Origin of the sequence: Enterobacter sp. E12, assembly GCF_014596715.2 — a bacterium.
GTDB lineage: Bacteria > Pseudomonadota > Gammaproteobacteria > Enterobacterales > Enterobacteriaceae > Enterobacter > Enterobacter bugandensis.
Genome location: NZ_CP115601.1, coordinates 2683023 through 2696474, shown reverse-complemented (window position 1 = coordinate 2696474; position 13452 = coordinate 2683023). Strand labels below are relative to the sequence as shown.

At 55.0% G+C, this 13452-nt stretch carries 14 protein-coding genes and 1 pseudogene; 9 read left to right on the top strand and 6 right to left on the bottom strand.

From position 1 onward, the window contains the following. Positions 1 to 10 precede the first annotated feature (10 nt). Together IB212_RS12875 and comJ are read left to right on the top strand one after the other, a co-directional pair. Complete coding sequence (locus tag IB212_RS12875) at positions 11 to 376, top strand: hypothetical protein (protein WP_071993716.1); 366 nt, start codon at positions 11 to 13, stop codon at positions 374 to 376. A gap of 287 nt (positions 377 to 663) precedes the next feature. After that, positions 664 to 1146 carry a competence protein ComJ gene (gene comJ, locus IB212_RS12870; RefSeq protein ID WP_041909565.1) on the top strand — a complete coding sequence of 161 codons (483 nt, stop codon included), beginning with the start codon at positions 664 to 666 and terminating at the stop codon, positions 1144 to 1146. A gap of 73 nt (positions 1147 to 1219) precedes the next feature. On the opposite strand, the gene ychF is transcribed toward comJ, so the two are convergent. Continuing rightward, positions 1220 to 2314: a redox-regulated ATPase YchF gene (gene ychF, locus IB212_RS12865; RefSeq protein ID WP_003856650.1), complete on the bottom strand. Its 1095-nt coding sequence runs from the start codon at positions 2312 to 2314 to the stop codon at positions 1220 to 1222. A 126-nt stretch (positions 2315 to 2440) separates the two neighbouring features. Then, complete coding sequence (gene pth, locus IB212_RS12860) at positions 2441 to 3025, bottom strand: aminoacyl-tRNA hydrolase (RefSeq protein ID WP_041909566.1); 585 nt, start codon at positions 3023 to 3025, stop codon at positions 2441 to 2443. Positions 3026 to 3299: 274 nt separating this feature from the next. Here pth and ychH point away from each other — a divergent pair, with 274 nt between their 5' ends. Then, the gene (gene ychH, locus IB212_RS12855) at positions 3300 to 3575 is read left to right on the top strand and encodes a stress-induced protein YchH (protein WP_028013466.1); all 276 of its coding nucleotides are present in this window, start codon (positions 3300 to 3302) and stop codon (positions 3573 to 3575) included. 120 nt (positions 3576 to 3695) lie between these two features. Further along, positions 3696 to 4745: a MerR family transcriptional regulator gene (locus IB212_RS12850; RefSeq protein WP_041909567.1), complete on the top strand. Its 1050-nt coding sequence runs from the start codon at positions 3696 to 3698 to the stop codon at positions 4743 to 4745. Here the strand turns inward: IB212_RS12850 and dauA are convergent. The 4 genes from dauA to lolB form a co-directional block, all read right to left on the bottom strand. Beyond that, the gene (dauA, locus tag IB212_RS12845; RefSeq protein WP_041909568.1) at positions 4740 to 6419 is read right to left on the bottom strand and encodes a C4-dicarboxylic acid transporter DauA; all 1680 of its coding nucleotides are present in this window, start codon (positions 6417 to 6419) and stop codon (positions 4740 to 4742) included. The two genes, IB212_RS12850 and dauA, sit on opposite strands and share 6 nt — an antisense overlap. A 124-nt stretch (positions 6420 to 6543) precedes the next feature. Beyond that, positions 6544 to 7491: a ribose-phosphate diphosphokinase gene (prs, locus tag IB212_RS12840; protein ID WP_003856663.1), complete on the bottom strand. Its 948-nt coding sequence runs from the start codon at positions 7489 to 7491 to the stop codon at positions 6544 to 6546. Positions 7492 to 7616: 125 nt separating this feature from the next. Beyond that, a complete protein-coding gene (gene ispE / locus IB212_RS12835) occupies positions 7617 to 8486 on the bottom strand; it encodes a 4-(cytidine 5'-diphospho)-2-C-methyl-D-erythritol kinase (RefSeq protein WP_041909569.1) in 870 nt (289 codons plus the stop codon). Beyond that, the gene (gene lolB / locus IB212_RS12830; protein WP_041909571.1) at positions 8483 to 9094 is read right to left on the bottom strand and encodes a lipoprotein insertase outer membrane protein LolB; all 612 of its coding nucleotides are present in this window, start codon (positions 9092 to 9094) and stop codon (positions 8483 to 8485) included. The genes ispE and lolB overlap by 4 nt, the downstream gene beginning before the upstream one ends. A gap of 201 nt (positions 9095 to 9295) precedes the next feature. On the opposite strand from lolB, the gene hemA reads away from it, so the two are divergent. From hemA to sirB1, 5 genes and pseudogenes are all read left to right on the top strand, one after another. Continuing rightward, positions 9296 to 10552, top strand: a complete 1257-nt coding sequence (hemA, locus tag IB212_RS12825) for a glutamyl-tRNA reductase (protein WP_021240361.1) — start codon at positions 9296 to 9298, stop codon at positions 10550 to 10552. A 41-nt stretch (positions 10553 to 10593) separates the two neighbouring features. Then, positions 10594 to 11676 (top strand): peptide chain release factor 1, encoded by a 1083-nt coding sequence (gene prfA / locus IB212_RS12820; protein WP_021240360.1) that lies wholly within the window; start codon positions 10594 to 10596, stop codon positions 11674 to 11676. Further along, positions 11676 to 12506: a peptide chain release factor N(5)-glutamine methyltransferase gene (gene prmC, locus IB212_RS12815; protein WP_041909574.1), complete on the top strand. Its 831-nt coding sequence runs from the start codon at positions 11676 to 11678 to the stop codon at positions 12504 to 12506. Before prfA ends, prmC begins: the two co-directional genes overlap by 1 nt. Positions 12507 to 12508: 2 nt before the next feature. Further along, positions 12509 to 12598 (top strand): annotated as a pseudogene (locus tag IB212_RS12810) (siroheme synthase); the annotation flags it as partial. Positions 12599 to 12639: 41 nt separating this feature from the next. After that, the gene (sirB1, locus tag IB212_RS12805) at positions 12640 to 13449 is read left to right on the top strand and encodes an invasion regulator SirB1 (protein WP_028013460.1); all 810 of its coding nucleotides are present in this window, start codon (positions 12640 to 12642) and stop codon (positions 13447 to 13449) included. Positions 13450 to 13452: the final 3 nt, after the last annotated feature.

Sequence of the window (13452 nt, the reverse complement as noted above, 5' to 3'; positions counted from 1 at the left end):
TGAGATTAACATGATTAATAATTTTATCTGTAATAAAGAAAAAAATGAATTGCATTGGATATATAATACACACAAAGTCACTATCGGTATAGATGATTTAGATCTGGCAATGATAGATGAAAAGAGAAAAATCATTTTTGTATTGAGTAAACCATTACCCTTACCGATGTTATTAACTGTTTTAAATATTGATGGGACTTTGCTTTCAACATTTACGCCTCCAGAAGGTGCGTCTTTTTCTTATTTGACATTAAACGATAAAAAAGAGGTTTTGATTGTCTGCTCCTTTTCGGAAAAAATAAATGGTTGGTATGATTGGCATTATTCTTTAGACTTGGATAAAAAAGTGATAACAAGAATGGCGCCATCTTATTAGAATCTGATAAAGCCATTTTAAAGTAAGGCTTTTGTGGCTTAATACAATCATAACACTAAATATGAGGCTCATCATATTCTTAGCCATAGCTATCCAAATAATAAAGTTTGCTGCCCCGTATTGTCAGCCTTGAAGCGACGGAGATCTTCTGATTCCACTGTTTGCCCAACGGCACGTCGGAGCGAATGACGGATAGCGAAGGGCAGTAACTGTAGTACAGGTTCAAGTATTGGTAAACTTTTATCAGAACTTCCAGTTAGAACGATAATAAAAGTCGAGGTAGTGTAATGAATGATAAAAAACTACAAATAGTTGATCTGCTGATTTCGCATAGTCAAATAGTGATACGATCCCGAGATTATGACGAAAAACTGAGTCAGTGCGGAAAAGGCAATGTTTCTCAAGGTGCTGTTCTCCACAAGGATTATGTTATATTCGATCCATTACCAGAGGACGCGTTTGGAGCAAACGTCAATATCAAGAAAGATAATGCTTTCAAAATGGATGAAAATGCTCAGCGCTGTATTGTTGTGCCATTTTTCATTACGGATAAAGATAAGCTGCAAATCGCTTCTGCAACTGAGAAATTCGATTTAAATATAGATGTGAACGAAAAAGTTTATTCACTCTTTTATGAGATTTGTGAAGGAGATGAAATTTACTATAATTTCACTCTTGTACCGGCAAAAGAAGCTATTGCTGCTAAGTTTTTGCTAGATGACCCTTGGGGAGGAATAAAAGATCATCCTCTCAAAGAAGGTATTTTTTAAATTAATACTATCAGGGAAATTTATCTCGAAAAAAATCCACGCTTTGGCGTGGATTTTTTTCATTCAAAACAAATCAAACGTTAAACAAGAAGTTCATCACGTCGCCATCTTTAACGATGTAATCTTTCCCTTCCGCACGCATCTTGCCTGCTTCTTTCGCTCCTTGCTCACCCTTATAGGTAATGAAGTCTTCAAACGCGATAGTCTGCGCACGAATAAAGCCCTTCTCGAAGTCGGTGTGGATCTTACCGGCCGCCTGAGGCGCAGTCGCACCCACAGGAATCGTCCACGCACGCACTTCTTTAACGCCAGCGGTGAAGTAGGTCTGCAGGTTCAGCAGCTCATAGCCTGCGCGGATCACGCGGTTCAGGCCCGGCTCTTCCAGACCCAGTTCGGCCATGAACTCTTCACGGTCGGCGTCGTCCAGCTCGGCGATATCGGACTCAACGGCTGCGCAAACCGCCACAACCACAGAACCTTCCGCCGCGGCGATTTCACGGACTTTGTCCAGGTACGGGTTGTTCTCAAAACCGTCTTCGTTAACGTTGGCGATGTACATGGTTGGCTTCAGGGTCAGGAAGCTCAGGTATTTGATCGCCGCTTTGTCTTCGTCAGTCAGGTTTTTCAGCGCGCGCAGCATGCCGGCATTTTCCAGCTGTGGCAGGCATTTTTCCAGCGCAGCCAGTTCCGCTTTCGCATCCTTATCGCCGCCTTTCGCTTTCTTCTGCACGCGGTGAATGGCGCGTTCGCAGGTGTCGAGGTCAGAGAGCGCCAGCTCGGTGTTGATGACGTCGATATCGTCAGCCGGATCCACTTTGTTATTAACGTGGATGATGTTGTCGTTCTCGAAGCAGCGCACAACGTGGCCGATCGCTTCAGTTTCACGGATGTTGGTCAGGAACTGGTTACCCAAACCTTCGCCTTTGGAGGCACCCTTCACCAGGCCCGCGATGTCCACGAACTCCATGGTGGTTGGCAGAATGCGCTGCGGCTTCACGATTTCCGCAAGCTGGTCCAGACGCGGGTCCGGCATTGGCACCACGCCGGTGTTCGGTTCGATGGTACAGAACGGGAAGTTCGCCGCTTCGATACCCGCTTTGGTAAGCGCGTTAAACAGGGTGGATTTGCCCACGTTTGGCAGACCGACGATACCGCATTTGAATCCCATTTCTAAATCACCTTAATATCTTGATAATCAATCCGTTAACGATAACCGATTGATGAAAAGTAAATAACTACGCCTATTATACACGTAACCCGCATGACGCGCGGTAAAAAAGCCGTATCGGGCGGATTATTGCGCTTTGAAAGCGTGTAAGCGATTTGTCGCTTTGGTTAAGCCGTCTTGCAGCCAGATTTCAGTGCAGCGTGCCGCTTCGTCTACCGCCTCGTCAATCAGTTTTTGTTCGGAAACCGGGGGTTTACCGAGCACGAAACCGATAACTTTGTTTTTATCGCCCGGATGGCCGATTCCCACGCGCAAACGGTGGAAATTCGGGTTATTGCCCAACTTGCTGATGATGTCTTTAAGACCGTTGTGACCGCCGTGTCCGCCGCCCAGCTTGAATTTTGCTACGCCAGGCGGGAGATCCAGCTCATCGTGAGCCACCAGAATTTCATCCGGGTTGATGCGATAAAACGTTGCCATCGCCGCCACCGCTTTACCGCTCAGGTTCATAAAGGTGGTCGGCACCAGCAGGCGAACATCCGCGCCTGCAAGGTTGATACGTGAGGTGTAGCCGAAGAATTTAGGTTCTTCACGCAGGGGAGCACGTAACCGTTCGGCCAGCAGATCGACGTACCAGGCTCCGGCGTTGTGGCGGGTGGCCGCATACTCCGCGCCCGGGTTGGCGAGGCCGACAATCAGTTTAATCGTCACGATTCAATTCCTAATGGGTTCCAGATCTGGCGCGTAGTTTACTGTCTGGCGCGCCGCTTGACAAAATTCTGCGGTTATCCCGGCGAAATTCGAATAATTACTCATCTGAACAATTAGAATTTCAAGCTGTTCAACGCCTTATTTGTAAACTTTTGTTTGTGCGTTATCCGTAATTGTGATCATTCACGCAACTCATAAAAGGGGCGTTGTCTATACTTTACACACAAGGATTAGGGGCTTTTCCCCTGACAACCCAAAGTTCCGGAGGTGACATATGAAACGCAAAAACGCTTCGATGCTCGGTAACGTGCTAATGGGGTTGGGACTGTTCGTGATGGTAGTCGGCGTAGGTTATTCCATTTTAAACCAACTGCCGCAGCTTGATCTCCCACAATACTTCGCGCATGGCGCGGTATTGAGCATCTTCCTCGGTGCAGTATTGTGGCTCGCCGGGGCGCGCGTAAGCGGACATGAGGAAGTCTGCGATAAATACTGGTGGGTGCGCCACTACGACAAACGCTGTCGTCGTGACCAGCATAAGCACAGCTAGTGCCTGATTAAGAACATCGAAACGACTCCATCCGGAGTCGTTTTTTTTGCATAGCATATTGACCCTCACGTAACGTAAGGCTCCAGAGTGGTGGCACTGGCAAAGTAAAAAGGAGCAGTTATGTTGATTCAGGTGGGTGAGCTGGCGAAACGAGCCGGTATCACCGTGCGGACATTGCATCACTACGAGCAAACAGGGCTGTTGCTGCCTTCTGCCAGAAGCGCGGCAGGTTACCGGCTTTACAACCTGGCGGACGTCCAGCGTCTGCACATGATCCAGGCGCTGGCAAAAGCGGGGCTGGAACTTGCTGAAATCAGGGATTTTCTGGAAAAGGAGTCGCTGTCGTTGACCGAGCTACTCGATGCGCAAATCACGCTGCTGGATAAACAGCTGCGCAGCATACACACGCTGCGCGACCGGCTGGTGGAGCTGCGTACCGGGCTTACCGACGATGCGACGCCGGATCTGGAGTCCTGGCTACAGACTCTGGAGTTAATGAATATGTACGATCGCTGGTTTAGCAAAGAAGAGTTACAGCAGTTGCCGTTTGCGGTACAGAAGGATGCGCTGGCGGCTATCTGGTCAGGGCTGGTGGCAGAGGCTAACGCGCTGCTGGAACAGGATATACCCGTTACTGACACGCGGGCGATGGATCTGGCGACCCGCTGGATGGAACGTCTTGAACAGGACACGGCGGGCAAGCCGGAGTTTCTCACCCGGCTGAACGAGATGCACAGCGTAGAGCCACAGATGCAGGCGCAGACCGGCATCACCCCGGAGATGACAGATTACATCACGCGGGCGTTTGCGGAATCTAAGCTCAGGATATGGGAGAAGTATCTCACTGCCGAAGAGATGGCCTTTACCCGGGCACATTATTTTGACCGCATGATGGAGTGGCCGCCGCTGGTGGCGAAACTGCATCAGGCGCAGCGGGACAATATCGCTCCTGACTCGAAGGAGGCGCAAAAGCTGGCTGAAAACTGGCTGGCATTGTTCCAGTCCTACGCAGGCACCAACCCCGAGACCCAGCAAAAGTTTCGTACGGCTATGCAGCAGGAGCCGCATCTGATGAAAGGAACCTGGATGACGCCTGCCGTGCTTGCATGGCTCCAGCAGGCGATCGGGGTGATGATGCAGAGACGTTTCTCTGCATCAGGTAACTCATAGATCCGCTAACGCGGCTTCACGGTTAGGATAAAAGGCAAGGCGGCCAGGGATCGGCTGCACGCCCGCACGCGCCATGGTGCGCAGGGGCTGGAATTCCAGGTTGCTGACCCGCAGCTCGCAGCCTTCCGGCAGACGTGCAACAAAGCGCTGGAAGGCATCCAGACCACCGGCATCCAGAACCGGGACGGCATCCCACTTCAGCACCACAACCCGTTTCCCCGCGATGCGGGACTCCAGATCGCTGAACAATCCTTCCGCCGCGGCAAAGAATAGCGGGCCAATCACGCGCAGCACCAGCACATCTTCAGGCACCTCCACGTTAACCGGCGTGAGGCGCGTCATCTGCGCGATGCGGCGCATAAATAGCAGGGACGCAAGCACGATCCCGACGCTGATGGCGATAACCATATCGAACAGCACGGTCAGCGACATGCAGATCAGCATCACGATGATGTCGTCTTTCGGCGCGCGACGCAGCAGGTTCACCACCTTATGCGCCTCGCTCATGTTCCAGGCCACCATCAGCAGCAGGGCGGCCATGGCGGAAAGCGGCAGCCAGGAGAGCAGCGGGGCAAGGATCAGCAGCGCCAGAATCACCAGCAGGGAGTGGATAACCGCTGAAACGGGGGAGGTCGCACCTGCGCGCACGTTTGCCGCAGAACGGGCGATGGCTGCCGTGGCGGTAATACCGCCAAAGAATGGTGCGATGAGGTTGCCTAAGCCCTGACCGACCAGTTCGCTGTTGGCTTTGTGCTTGGTGCCGGTCATGCCGTCGAGCACCACGGCGCACAGCAGGGATTCAATCGCTCCCAGCATCGCCATAGAGAACGCGGCGGGCAGCAGGGCGCGAAGGGAATCCCAGCTCAGGGTGAAGCTCGAACCAGGCATATCCCACGGTAGCACCAGCTGCGGCAGCAGCTGCGGAATGCCGTTACCCTGCGAACCGTCCGCCAGAACATAGTGGAACTGCGAGCCGATAGTCGCGACATGACCGCCGAACATATTGACGATAGCCATCACCGCGCAGCCCAGCAGCAGGGCGGGCAGATGGCCCGGCAGGCGAATACCGAGGCGAGGCCAGACGATCAGCGTCCCCAGGGTGACTATTCCGATGGCGGCGTCGCCGAGGTTCGCAGTCGGCAGCGCCATAAACAGCGCGCCCACTTTCTGTAAATAGTGCTCCGGGACGTGGGTCATTTGCAGACCGAGGAAATCCTTAATCTGCATGGTTCCGATGGTGATCCCAATCCCCGAGGTGAACCCCAGCGTCACGGAAAGGGGAATGTATTCAATCAGGCGACCAAAACGGGCCAGACCGAACAGAATCAAAAAGACGCCGGACATCAGGGTGGCAACCAGCAGGCCTGCCAGACCAAACTGTTGTGAAACCGGGTAGAGGATCACCACAAAGGCGGCGGTCGGGCCGGAGACGCTGAAGCGCGAGCCGCCCGTCAGGGCAATAACAATCCCGGCAACGGCCGAGGTATACAGACCGTACTGTGGCGCAACGCCGCTGCCAATCGCCAGCGCCATCGCCAGCGGGATGGCAATAATCCCGACGGTGATCCCGGCAATCAGGTCACGGATAAAGCGTGACGAGGTGTACTTCTCTTTCCAGCAGGCGTCGATGAGGGCGCGAAAGGGCAGAACATGTGAGGAGGCTACGTTTTTCACAATTATCTATCATCCGTGTGCGCATCATCTGTCATGTGAATGGCAGGTGAAGGAGGCATTAATCATACAAATAAAACCCAGAGACAAAAAAACCCGCCGCAGCGGGTTTTTTGGCCGTGTTCGATTAGTGTTCGAACATTGCAGAAATGGATTCTTCGTTGCTGATACGACGAATCGCTTCGGCCAGCATCCCGGACAGGGTCAGGGTACGCACGTTTGGCAGTGCCTTGATCTCGTCGCTCAGTGGGATGGTATCGCATACCACAACTTCGTCAATGACGGAGTTGCGCAGGTTGTTCACGGCATTACCGGAGAAGATCGGGTGGGTCGCGTAAGCGAACACGCGCTTGGCACCGCGCTCTTTCAGCGCTTCAGCGGCTTTACACAGCGTACCGCCGGTATCGATCATGTCGTCAACCAGCACGCAGTCGCGGCCAGCCACGTCACCGATGATGTGCATCACCTGAGAAACGTTAGCGCGCGGACGACGCTTGTCGATGATCGCCATGTCGGTATCGTTCAGCAGCTTAGCGATAGCACGGGCACGTACCACGCCGCCGATGTCCGGAGAAACCACAATTGGGTTGTCCAGGTTCAGCTGCAGCATGTCTTCCAGCAGGATTGGGCTGCCGAATACGTTATCAACCGGGACGTCGAAGAAGCCCTGGATCTGCTCTGCGTGCAGGTCAACGGTCAGTACGCGGTCAACGCCGACGCTGGACAGGAAGTCAGCGACAACTTTTGCGGTGATGGGCACACGCGCGGAACGGACGCGACGGTCCTGGCGGGCATAACCAAAGTAAGGGATAACAGCAGTGATACGGCCTGCGGAAGCGCGACGCAGGGCGTCGACCATAACAACCAGTTCCATCAGGTTGTCGTTTGTTGGAGCACAGGTGGACTGGATGATGAAAATATCACCACCGCGTACATTTTCGTTGATTTGTACGCTGACTTCGCCGTCGCTAAAGCGACCTACGGCGGCGTCGCCGAGGGAAGTGTACAGGCGGTTGGCAATACGTTGTGCTAGTTCCGGGGTGGCGTTACCAGCAAAAAGCTTCATATCAGGCACGAGAAGAACCTCAGGCATGCGTCCAGTGGTGGATAGCGTTCGCCGCAAACTGCGGGGCCTAAGCGAAGGCTATCCAGGCGGTGTATTAAAGAGCGCGATGCAACGTCTGGAACAGGGTGACGTTGTCACCGAAACTCAGTCTGCGCCAGAATGGCCTGCTGTAGGGGGGAGGTGTTCATCCCGCGCGCTACAAAACCATGCAGCCAATCCGGCGCTTGCTCAAGCACCTGACGGGCGGCGGATTCGGTGTCAAATTCAGCAAAGACACAGGCCCCTGTACCGGTCAGGCGCGACGGCGCGTATTCTAACAGCCAGGAAAGCACCGCATCAACCTCGCGAAAACGTTTTCTTGCGATATCCTCGCAATCGTTGCTGAATTCACAATTTAATAACGTTTCTATTGACCGTACCGGGGTATTTCTTTTCAGGTCAGGATCTTTAAAGATGACCGGGGTCGGAATGCTCACGCCGGGGTGGGCAACCAGATACCATTTCTCCGGCGGGTTGACCGGGGAGAGGATCTCACCCACGCCCTCGGCAAAGGCCGCGTGGCCGCGAACAAACACAGGGACATCTGCGCCCAGCGTTAAGCCCAGGCCTGCCAGTTCGTCCTGCGACAGCCCGCAGCCCCAGAGGTGGTTCAGCGCAACCAGCACGGTGGCGGCGTTGGATGAGCCCCCGCCGAGACCGCCACCCATCGGCAGACGCTTCTCAATGCGGATATCTGCACCGCTTCCCGCCGGCAGACGGCCCGATTCCGCGGCGGCTTTCATCAGCAGGCGCGCGGCGCGGACGATCAGGTTGTCCTCATGCGCCACGCCGTCGACCGGCGTCAGCAGGCAAATCTGTCCATCCTGACGCGGCTCGATGGCAATCGTGTCGCCATAGTCAATAAACTGAAACAGCGTCTGCAGAGTGTGATAGCCGTCAGCACGCTGGCCGGTGATGTATAAAAACAGGTTCAGTTTTGCCGGAGAAGGCCAGTGGGTCATCATTTAACGATCCAGTTGTCCATTTTCAGCTTGATGCGCTGGCTGCCCTGGGTCAGCTCCATGTTTGATGGCAGCGAAGGTTTACTCTTGCTGTCATAGGCGCTGTACACCACTTTCCAGGTTTTGCCGTTCTGGGTGTAGTTGACCTGGCTAAGACGGTATTGATCGTCAAGCGTATAGTCGGTCGCTTCGCCCGGCAGGCCGAGGATCCACTGGCGCAGGCTGTTCAGTGGAATTGGCATCCCGGTCAGCTTGCCAATCATCTCTTCGGCATCGGTCGCCGTATAGTGCTGGCCTTTGTTATCGGTGATCTGCGCTTCGCCCGGTTTGGCGATAAGCTCCAGCTCGGTGCTGCCAAGCGGGTTCAGCAGCAGCAGGCGATAGTTGTCCTGCCCCGTTTGCTGCCAGAAGAAGCGGGCATAAACCTTTTGTTCGTCAGAGAGATACGCGAAGGCGCCGCGCGTCTGGTACTGCTTCAAATTAAGGACGTCCTGCTCGTGCTGACGCCACTGCGGTGAATCAGGGCTTTTGCCCGGGCCTTTTGGTTGGGTGACAGTACAGGCGGTCAGAACCAGTGCTGCCAGCGGCAGCAGGCGAATCAGTCGGGTCATAATGAGGACAAATCCTTGAGATACGTTGCAGTTATAACTGTTAATGCTAGCGCCCCGCAGTGCTACCGTCTACGTTCAAATTATCTCAAAGCGTTGAGTAACCTATTACTCCGAAAGGAGGCGGTCTCTTTTATTGATCTCGCGCATCCTGTATGATGCGTCCTGCTAACCTTATTAACGCTGGTACTACTCCCGCTCAACATGACCCTATTAGCACTCGGCATCAACCACAAAACGGCCCCGGTTTCGCTGCGAGAACGCGTTACGTTTTCGCCGGATACGCTTGACCTGGCGCTGGACAGCCTGCTTGCACAGCCGATGGTGCAGGGTGGCGTGGTGCTTTCGACGTGCAACCGTACCGAGTTGTATTTGAGCGTGGAAGAGCAGGATAACCTGCACGACGCGCTGATCCGCTGGCTATGTGACTACCACAATCTCAATGAAGACGAGCTGCGCAACAGCCTGTACTGGCATCAGGATAACGATGCGGTCAGCCATCTGATGCGCGTCGCCAGCGGTCTGGATTCGCTGGTGCTGGGCGAGCCGCAGATCCTCGGCCAGGTAAAAAAAGCCTTCGCAGATTCCCAGAAAGGGCATCTCAAGGCCAGCGAGCTGGAGCGTATGTTCCAGAAATCCTTCTCGGTGGCGAAGCGTGTGCGAACCGAAACCGACATTGGTGCCAGTGCGGTTTCTGTTGCTTTCGCGGCCTGTACCCTTGCACGGCAAATCTTTGAATCCCTGTCGACCGTCACCGTGATGCTGGTAGGCGCGGGCGAAACCATCGAGCTTGTGGCGCGCCATCTGCGCGAGCATAAAGTGAAAAAGATGATTATCGCGAACCGCACCCGCGAACGCGCGCAGGTGCTGGCGGACGAAGTGGGTGCCGAGGTGGTTGCGCTGAGCGATATTGATGAACGTCTGAAAGAGGCGGACATTATTATCAGCTCTACCGCCAGCCCGCTGCCGATCATCGGTAAAGGGATGGTGGAACGTGCGCTGAAATCCCGCCGTAATCAGCCAATGCTGCTGGTGGATATCGCCGTTCCGCGCGATGTTGAGCCAGAGGTTGGCAAGCTGGCTAACGCCTATCTTTACAGCGTGGATGACCTGCAAAGCATTATTTCGCACAACCTTGCCCAGCGTAAAGCGGCGGCGGTGCAGGCGGAAACCATTGTTGAGCAGGAAACCAGCGAATTTATGGCCTGGCTGCGCGCGCAAAGCGTCAGCGAGACCATCCGCGAGTATCGCGGACAGGCGGAGCAGGTGCGTGATGACCTGACTGCCAAAGCGTTAGCGGCCCTGGAACAGGGCGGCGACGCGCAGGCGATTATGCAGGATCTGGCGTGGAAGCTGACCAACCGCCTGATCCATGCGCCAACCAAATCTCTTCAACAGGCTGCCCGTGACGGGGATGATGAACGCCTGACTATTCTGCGCAACAGCCTCGGGCTGGAATAGCGCCCTATACCCATTTTCTAAGACAAGGTGCACTTACGCCTATGAAGCCTTCTATCGTCGCTAAACTGGAAGCTCTGCACGAGCGCCATGAAGAAGTACAGGCGCTGCTCGGCGATGCCGGGACTATCGCAGACCAGGAACGTTTTCGCGCGCTTTCGCGTGAATATGCGCAGTTGAGTGATGTATCAAAATGCTTTACCGACTGGCGACAGGTTCAGGAAGATATTGAAACCGCGCAGATGATGCTCGACGATCCTGAGATGCGCGAGATGGCGCAGGAAGAGCTGCAGGATGCAAAAGCGCGTTCCGAAGAGATGGAGCAGCAGCTTCAGGTGCTGCTCCTGCCGAAAGATCCGGACGATGAACGTAACGCGTTTGTCGAAGTGCGCGCCGGTACCGGCGGTGACGAAGCGGCGCTCTTTGCCGGGGATCTGTTCCGCATGTACAGCCGCTACGCCGAATCGCGCCGCTGGCGCGTGGAGATCATGAGCGCCAACGAAGGCGAACATGGCGGCTACAAAGAGGTTATCGCCAAGATCAGCGGCGACGGCGTGTACGGACGTCTGAAGTTTGAATCCGGCGGTCACCGCGTGCAGCGCGTTCCGGCCACCGAATCTCAGGGCCGTATTCATACCTCCGCCTGTACGGTGGCGGTGATGCCGGAGCTGCCGGAAGCGGAACTGCCGGACATCAACCCGGCGGACCTGCGCATCGACACCTTCCGCTCCTCCGGGGCGGGCGGTCAGCACGTTAACACCACCGACTCCGCCATCCGTATTACCCACCTGCCGACCGGCATCGTGGTGGAGTGTCAGGACGAACGTTCGCAGCACAAAAACAAAGCCAAAGCGTTGTCCGTGCTGGGCGCGCGCATCCACGCGGCGGAAATGGCGAAGCGTCAGCAGGCGGAAGCCTCTACGCGTCGTAACCTGCTGGGCAGCGGCGATCGCAGTGACCGTAACCGCACCTACAACTTTCCTCAGGGGCGCGTGACCGACCACCGCATTAACCTGACGCTGTATCGTCTGGATGAAGTGATGGAAGGCAAGCTGGATATGCTGATTGAGCCTATCGTGCAGGAATACCAGGCCGACCAGTTGGCGGCGCTGTCCGAGCAGGAATAATGGATTTTCAGCGCTGGTTACGCGAGGCGGCCGCTGAGCTTTGCAAAAGCGAAAGCCCGAAGCGCGATGCCGAAATTCTGCTTGAGCATGTGACGGGTAAAGCCCGCACGTACCTGCTGGCATTCGGCGAAACTGAGCTGACCGCAGAGCAGGAAGCACGGCTCGCCGCGCTGCTTGCCCGCCGTAAAAACGGCGAGCCGGTGGCCCACCTTGTCGGTGAGCGCGAATTCTGGTCGCTACCGCTTTACGTATCGGCGGCGACGCTGATCCCGCGTCCGGATACCGAGTGTCTGGTTGAGCAGGCGCTGGCACGTTTACCCGCAGCGGCCTGCCGCATTCTCGATCTCGGTACTGGCACCGGTGCTATCGCGCTGGCGCTGGCCAGCGAGCGGCCTGACTGCGATGTAACGGCAGTGGATGTGATGTCCGACGCGGTGGCGCTGGCGCTGCGTAATGTGGAACGTCTCAGGCTCAGCAACGTAACGGTGCTGCAAAGCAGCTGGTTTGCCGCGCTGGAGAACCGCTCATTTGCGATGATTGTCAGCAATCCTCCTTACATTGACGAACATGATCCGCACCTTGCGCAGGGAGATGTTCGCTTCGAACCGCTGACGGCGCTTGTGGCCGCCAACGCGGGATTAGCCGATCTTGATCACATTGTGACAACGTCACGGGAGCATTTGCTTCCCGGCGGCTGGCTGCTTGTGGAGCATGGCTGGACGCAGGGAGAATCCGTGCGGGCACTGTTTACCCAGGCAGGCTACGCCGCTGTCGAAACCTGCCGCGACTACGGCGGCAACGAACGCCTGACGCTGGGGCAGTGGTCTTGAGTGCCGGGTATCTGCCATTTACTGATAAAGGCGTAAGGCTGACTGAAAGGCAGTTTGGCGTTATCATCTACATCGTTTTGAGTTTTATCGCGCCTGAGCGTCATTGTTCGCTCAGTCGTTACTGGGGTAAGTCATGAGGTCCTTAGCCGATTTCGAATTTAATAAAGTGCCGCTTTGCGATGGTATGATCCTGATTTCGGAGATGATACGCGACGATTTTACGTCGCAGTACGTTTACGATGAGCTGGAGAATCTGGTCAGCCTGGCGCGTGAAGAGATCAATCAGGCGCGCCCGCAGGACTGGCAATTAGAGAAGCTTCTGGAGCTTTTCTACGGCGAATGGGGTTTCTGCGACACGCGTGGCGTGTATCGCCTGTCTGACGCATTATGGCTGGACCAGGTCTTAAAAAATCGTCAGGGCAGCGCCGTTGCGCTGGGCTCTATTTTGCTGTGGGTTGCGCACCGCCTGGATATTCCGCTGGTGCCGGTCATTTTCCCGACGCAGATGATCCTGCGTGCGGAGTGGCTGGACGGTGAGATGTGGCTCATTAATCCGTTTAACGGCGACACGCTGGACGAGCATACGCTGGACGTCTGGCTGAAAGGCAACATCAGCCCGGTGGCCGAGCTCTTTAACGAAGATCTCGACGAAGCCGACAACGCCGAAGTCATTCGCAAGCTGCTGGATACGCTGAAGTCAGCGCTGATGGAAGAGCGTCAGATGGAGCTGGCCTTGCGTGCCAGTGAAGTGCTGTTGCAGTTTAATCCGGAAGATCCTTACGAAATTCGCGACCGCGGGCTTATCTATGCCCAGCTCGACTGCGAGCACGTGGCGCTGAACGATCTGAGCTATTTCGTCGAGCAGTGCCCGGAAGATCCGATTAGCGAAATGATTCGCGCGCAGATCAACGCGATCTCGCACAAACAAATTACACTGCATTAATCT

What these genes read in the sequence shown, in the direction of transcription:
- IB212_RS12875 (WP_071993716.1), top strand. Translation starts at nt 11, where the DNA reads ATGATTAATAATTTTATCTGTAATAAAGAAAAAAATGAATTGCATTGG.
- comJ (WP_041909565.1), top strand. Translation starts at nt 664, where the DNA reads ATGAATGATAAAAAACTACAAATAGTTGATCTGCTGATTTCGCATAGT.
- ychF (WP_003856650.1), bottom strand. Translation starts at nt 2,314, where the DNA reads ATGGGATTCAAATGCGGTATCGTCGGTCTGCCAAACGTGGGCAAATCC.
- ychH (WP_028013466.1), top strand. Translation starts at nt 3,300, where the DNA reads ATGAAACGCAAAAACGCTTCGATGCTCGGTAACGTGCTAATGGGGTTG.
- IB212_RS12850 (WP_041909567.1), top strand. Translation starts at nt 3,696, where the DNA reads ATGTTGATTCAGGTGGGTGAGCTGGCGAAACGAGCCGGTATCACCGTG.
- ispE (WP_041909569.1), bottom strand. Translation starts at nt 8,486, where the DNA reads ATGATGACCCACTGGCCTTCTCCGGCAAAACTGAACCTGTTTTTATAC.
- lolB (WP_041909571.1), bottom strand. Translation starts at nt 9,094, where the DNA reads ATGACCCGACTGATTCGCCTGCTGCCGCTGGCAGCACTGGTTCTGACC.
- hemA (WP_021240361.1), top strand. Translation starts at nt 9,296, where the DNA reads ATGACCCTATTAGCACTCGGCATCAACCACAAAACGGCCCCGGTTTCG.
- prfA (WP_021240360.1), top strand. Translation starts at nt 10,594, where the DNA reads ATGAAGCCTTCTATCGTCGCTAAACTGGAAGCTCTGCACGAGCGCCAT.
- prmC (WP_041909574.1), top strand. Translation starts at nt 11,676, where the DNA reads ATGGATTTTCAGCGCTGGTTACGCGAGGCGGCCGCTGAGCTTTGCAAA.
- sirB1 (WP_028013460.1), top strand. Translation starts at nt 12,640, where the DNA reads ATGAGGTCCTTAGCCGATTTCGAATTTAATAAAGTGCCGCTTTGCGAT.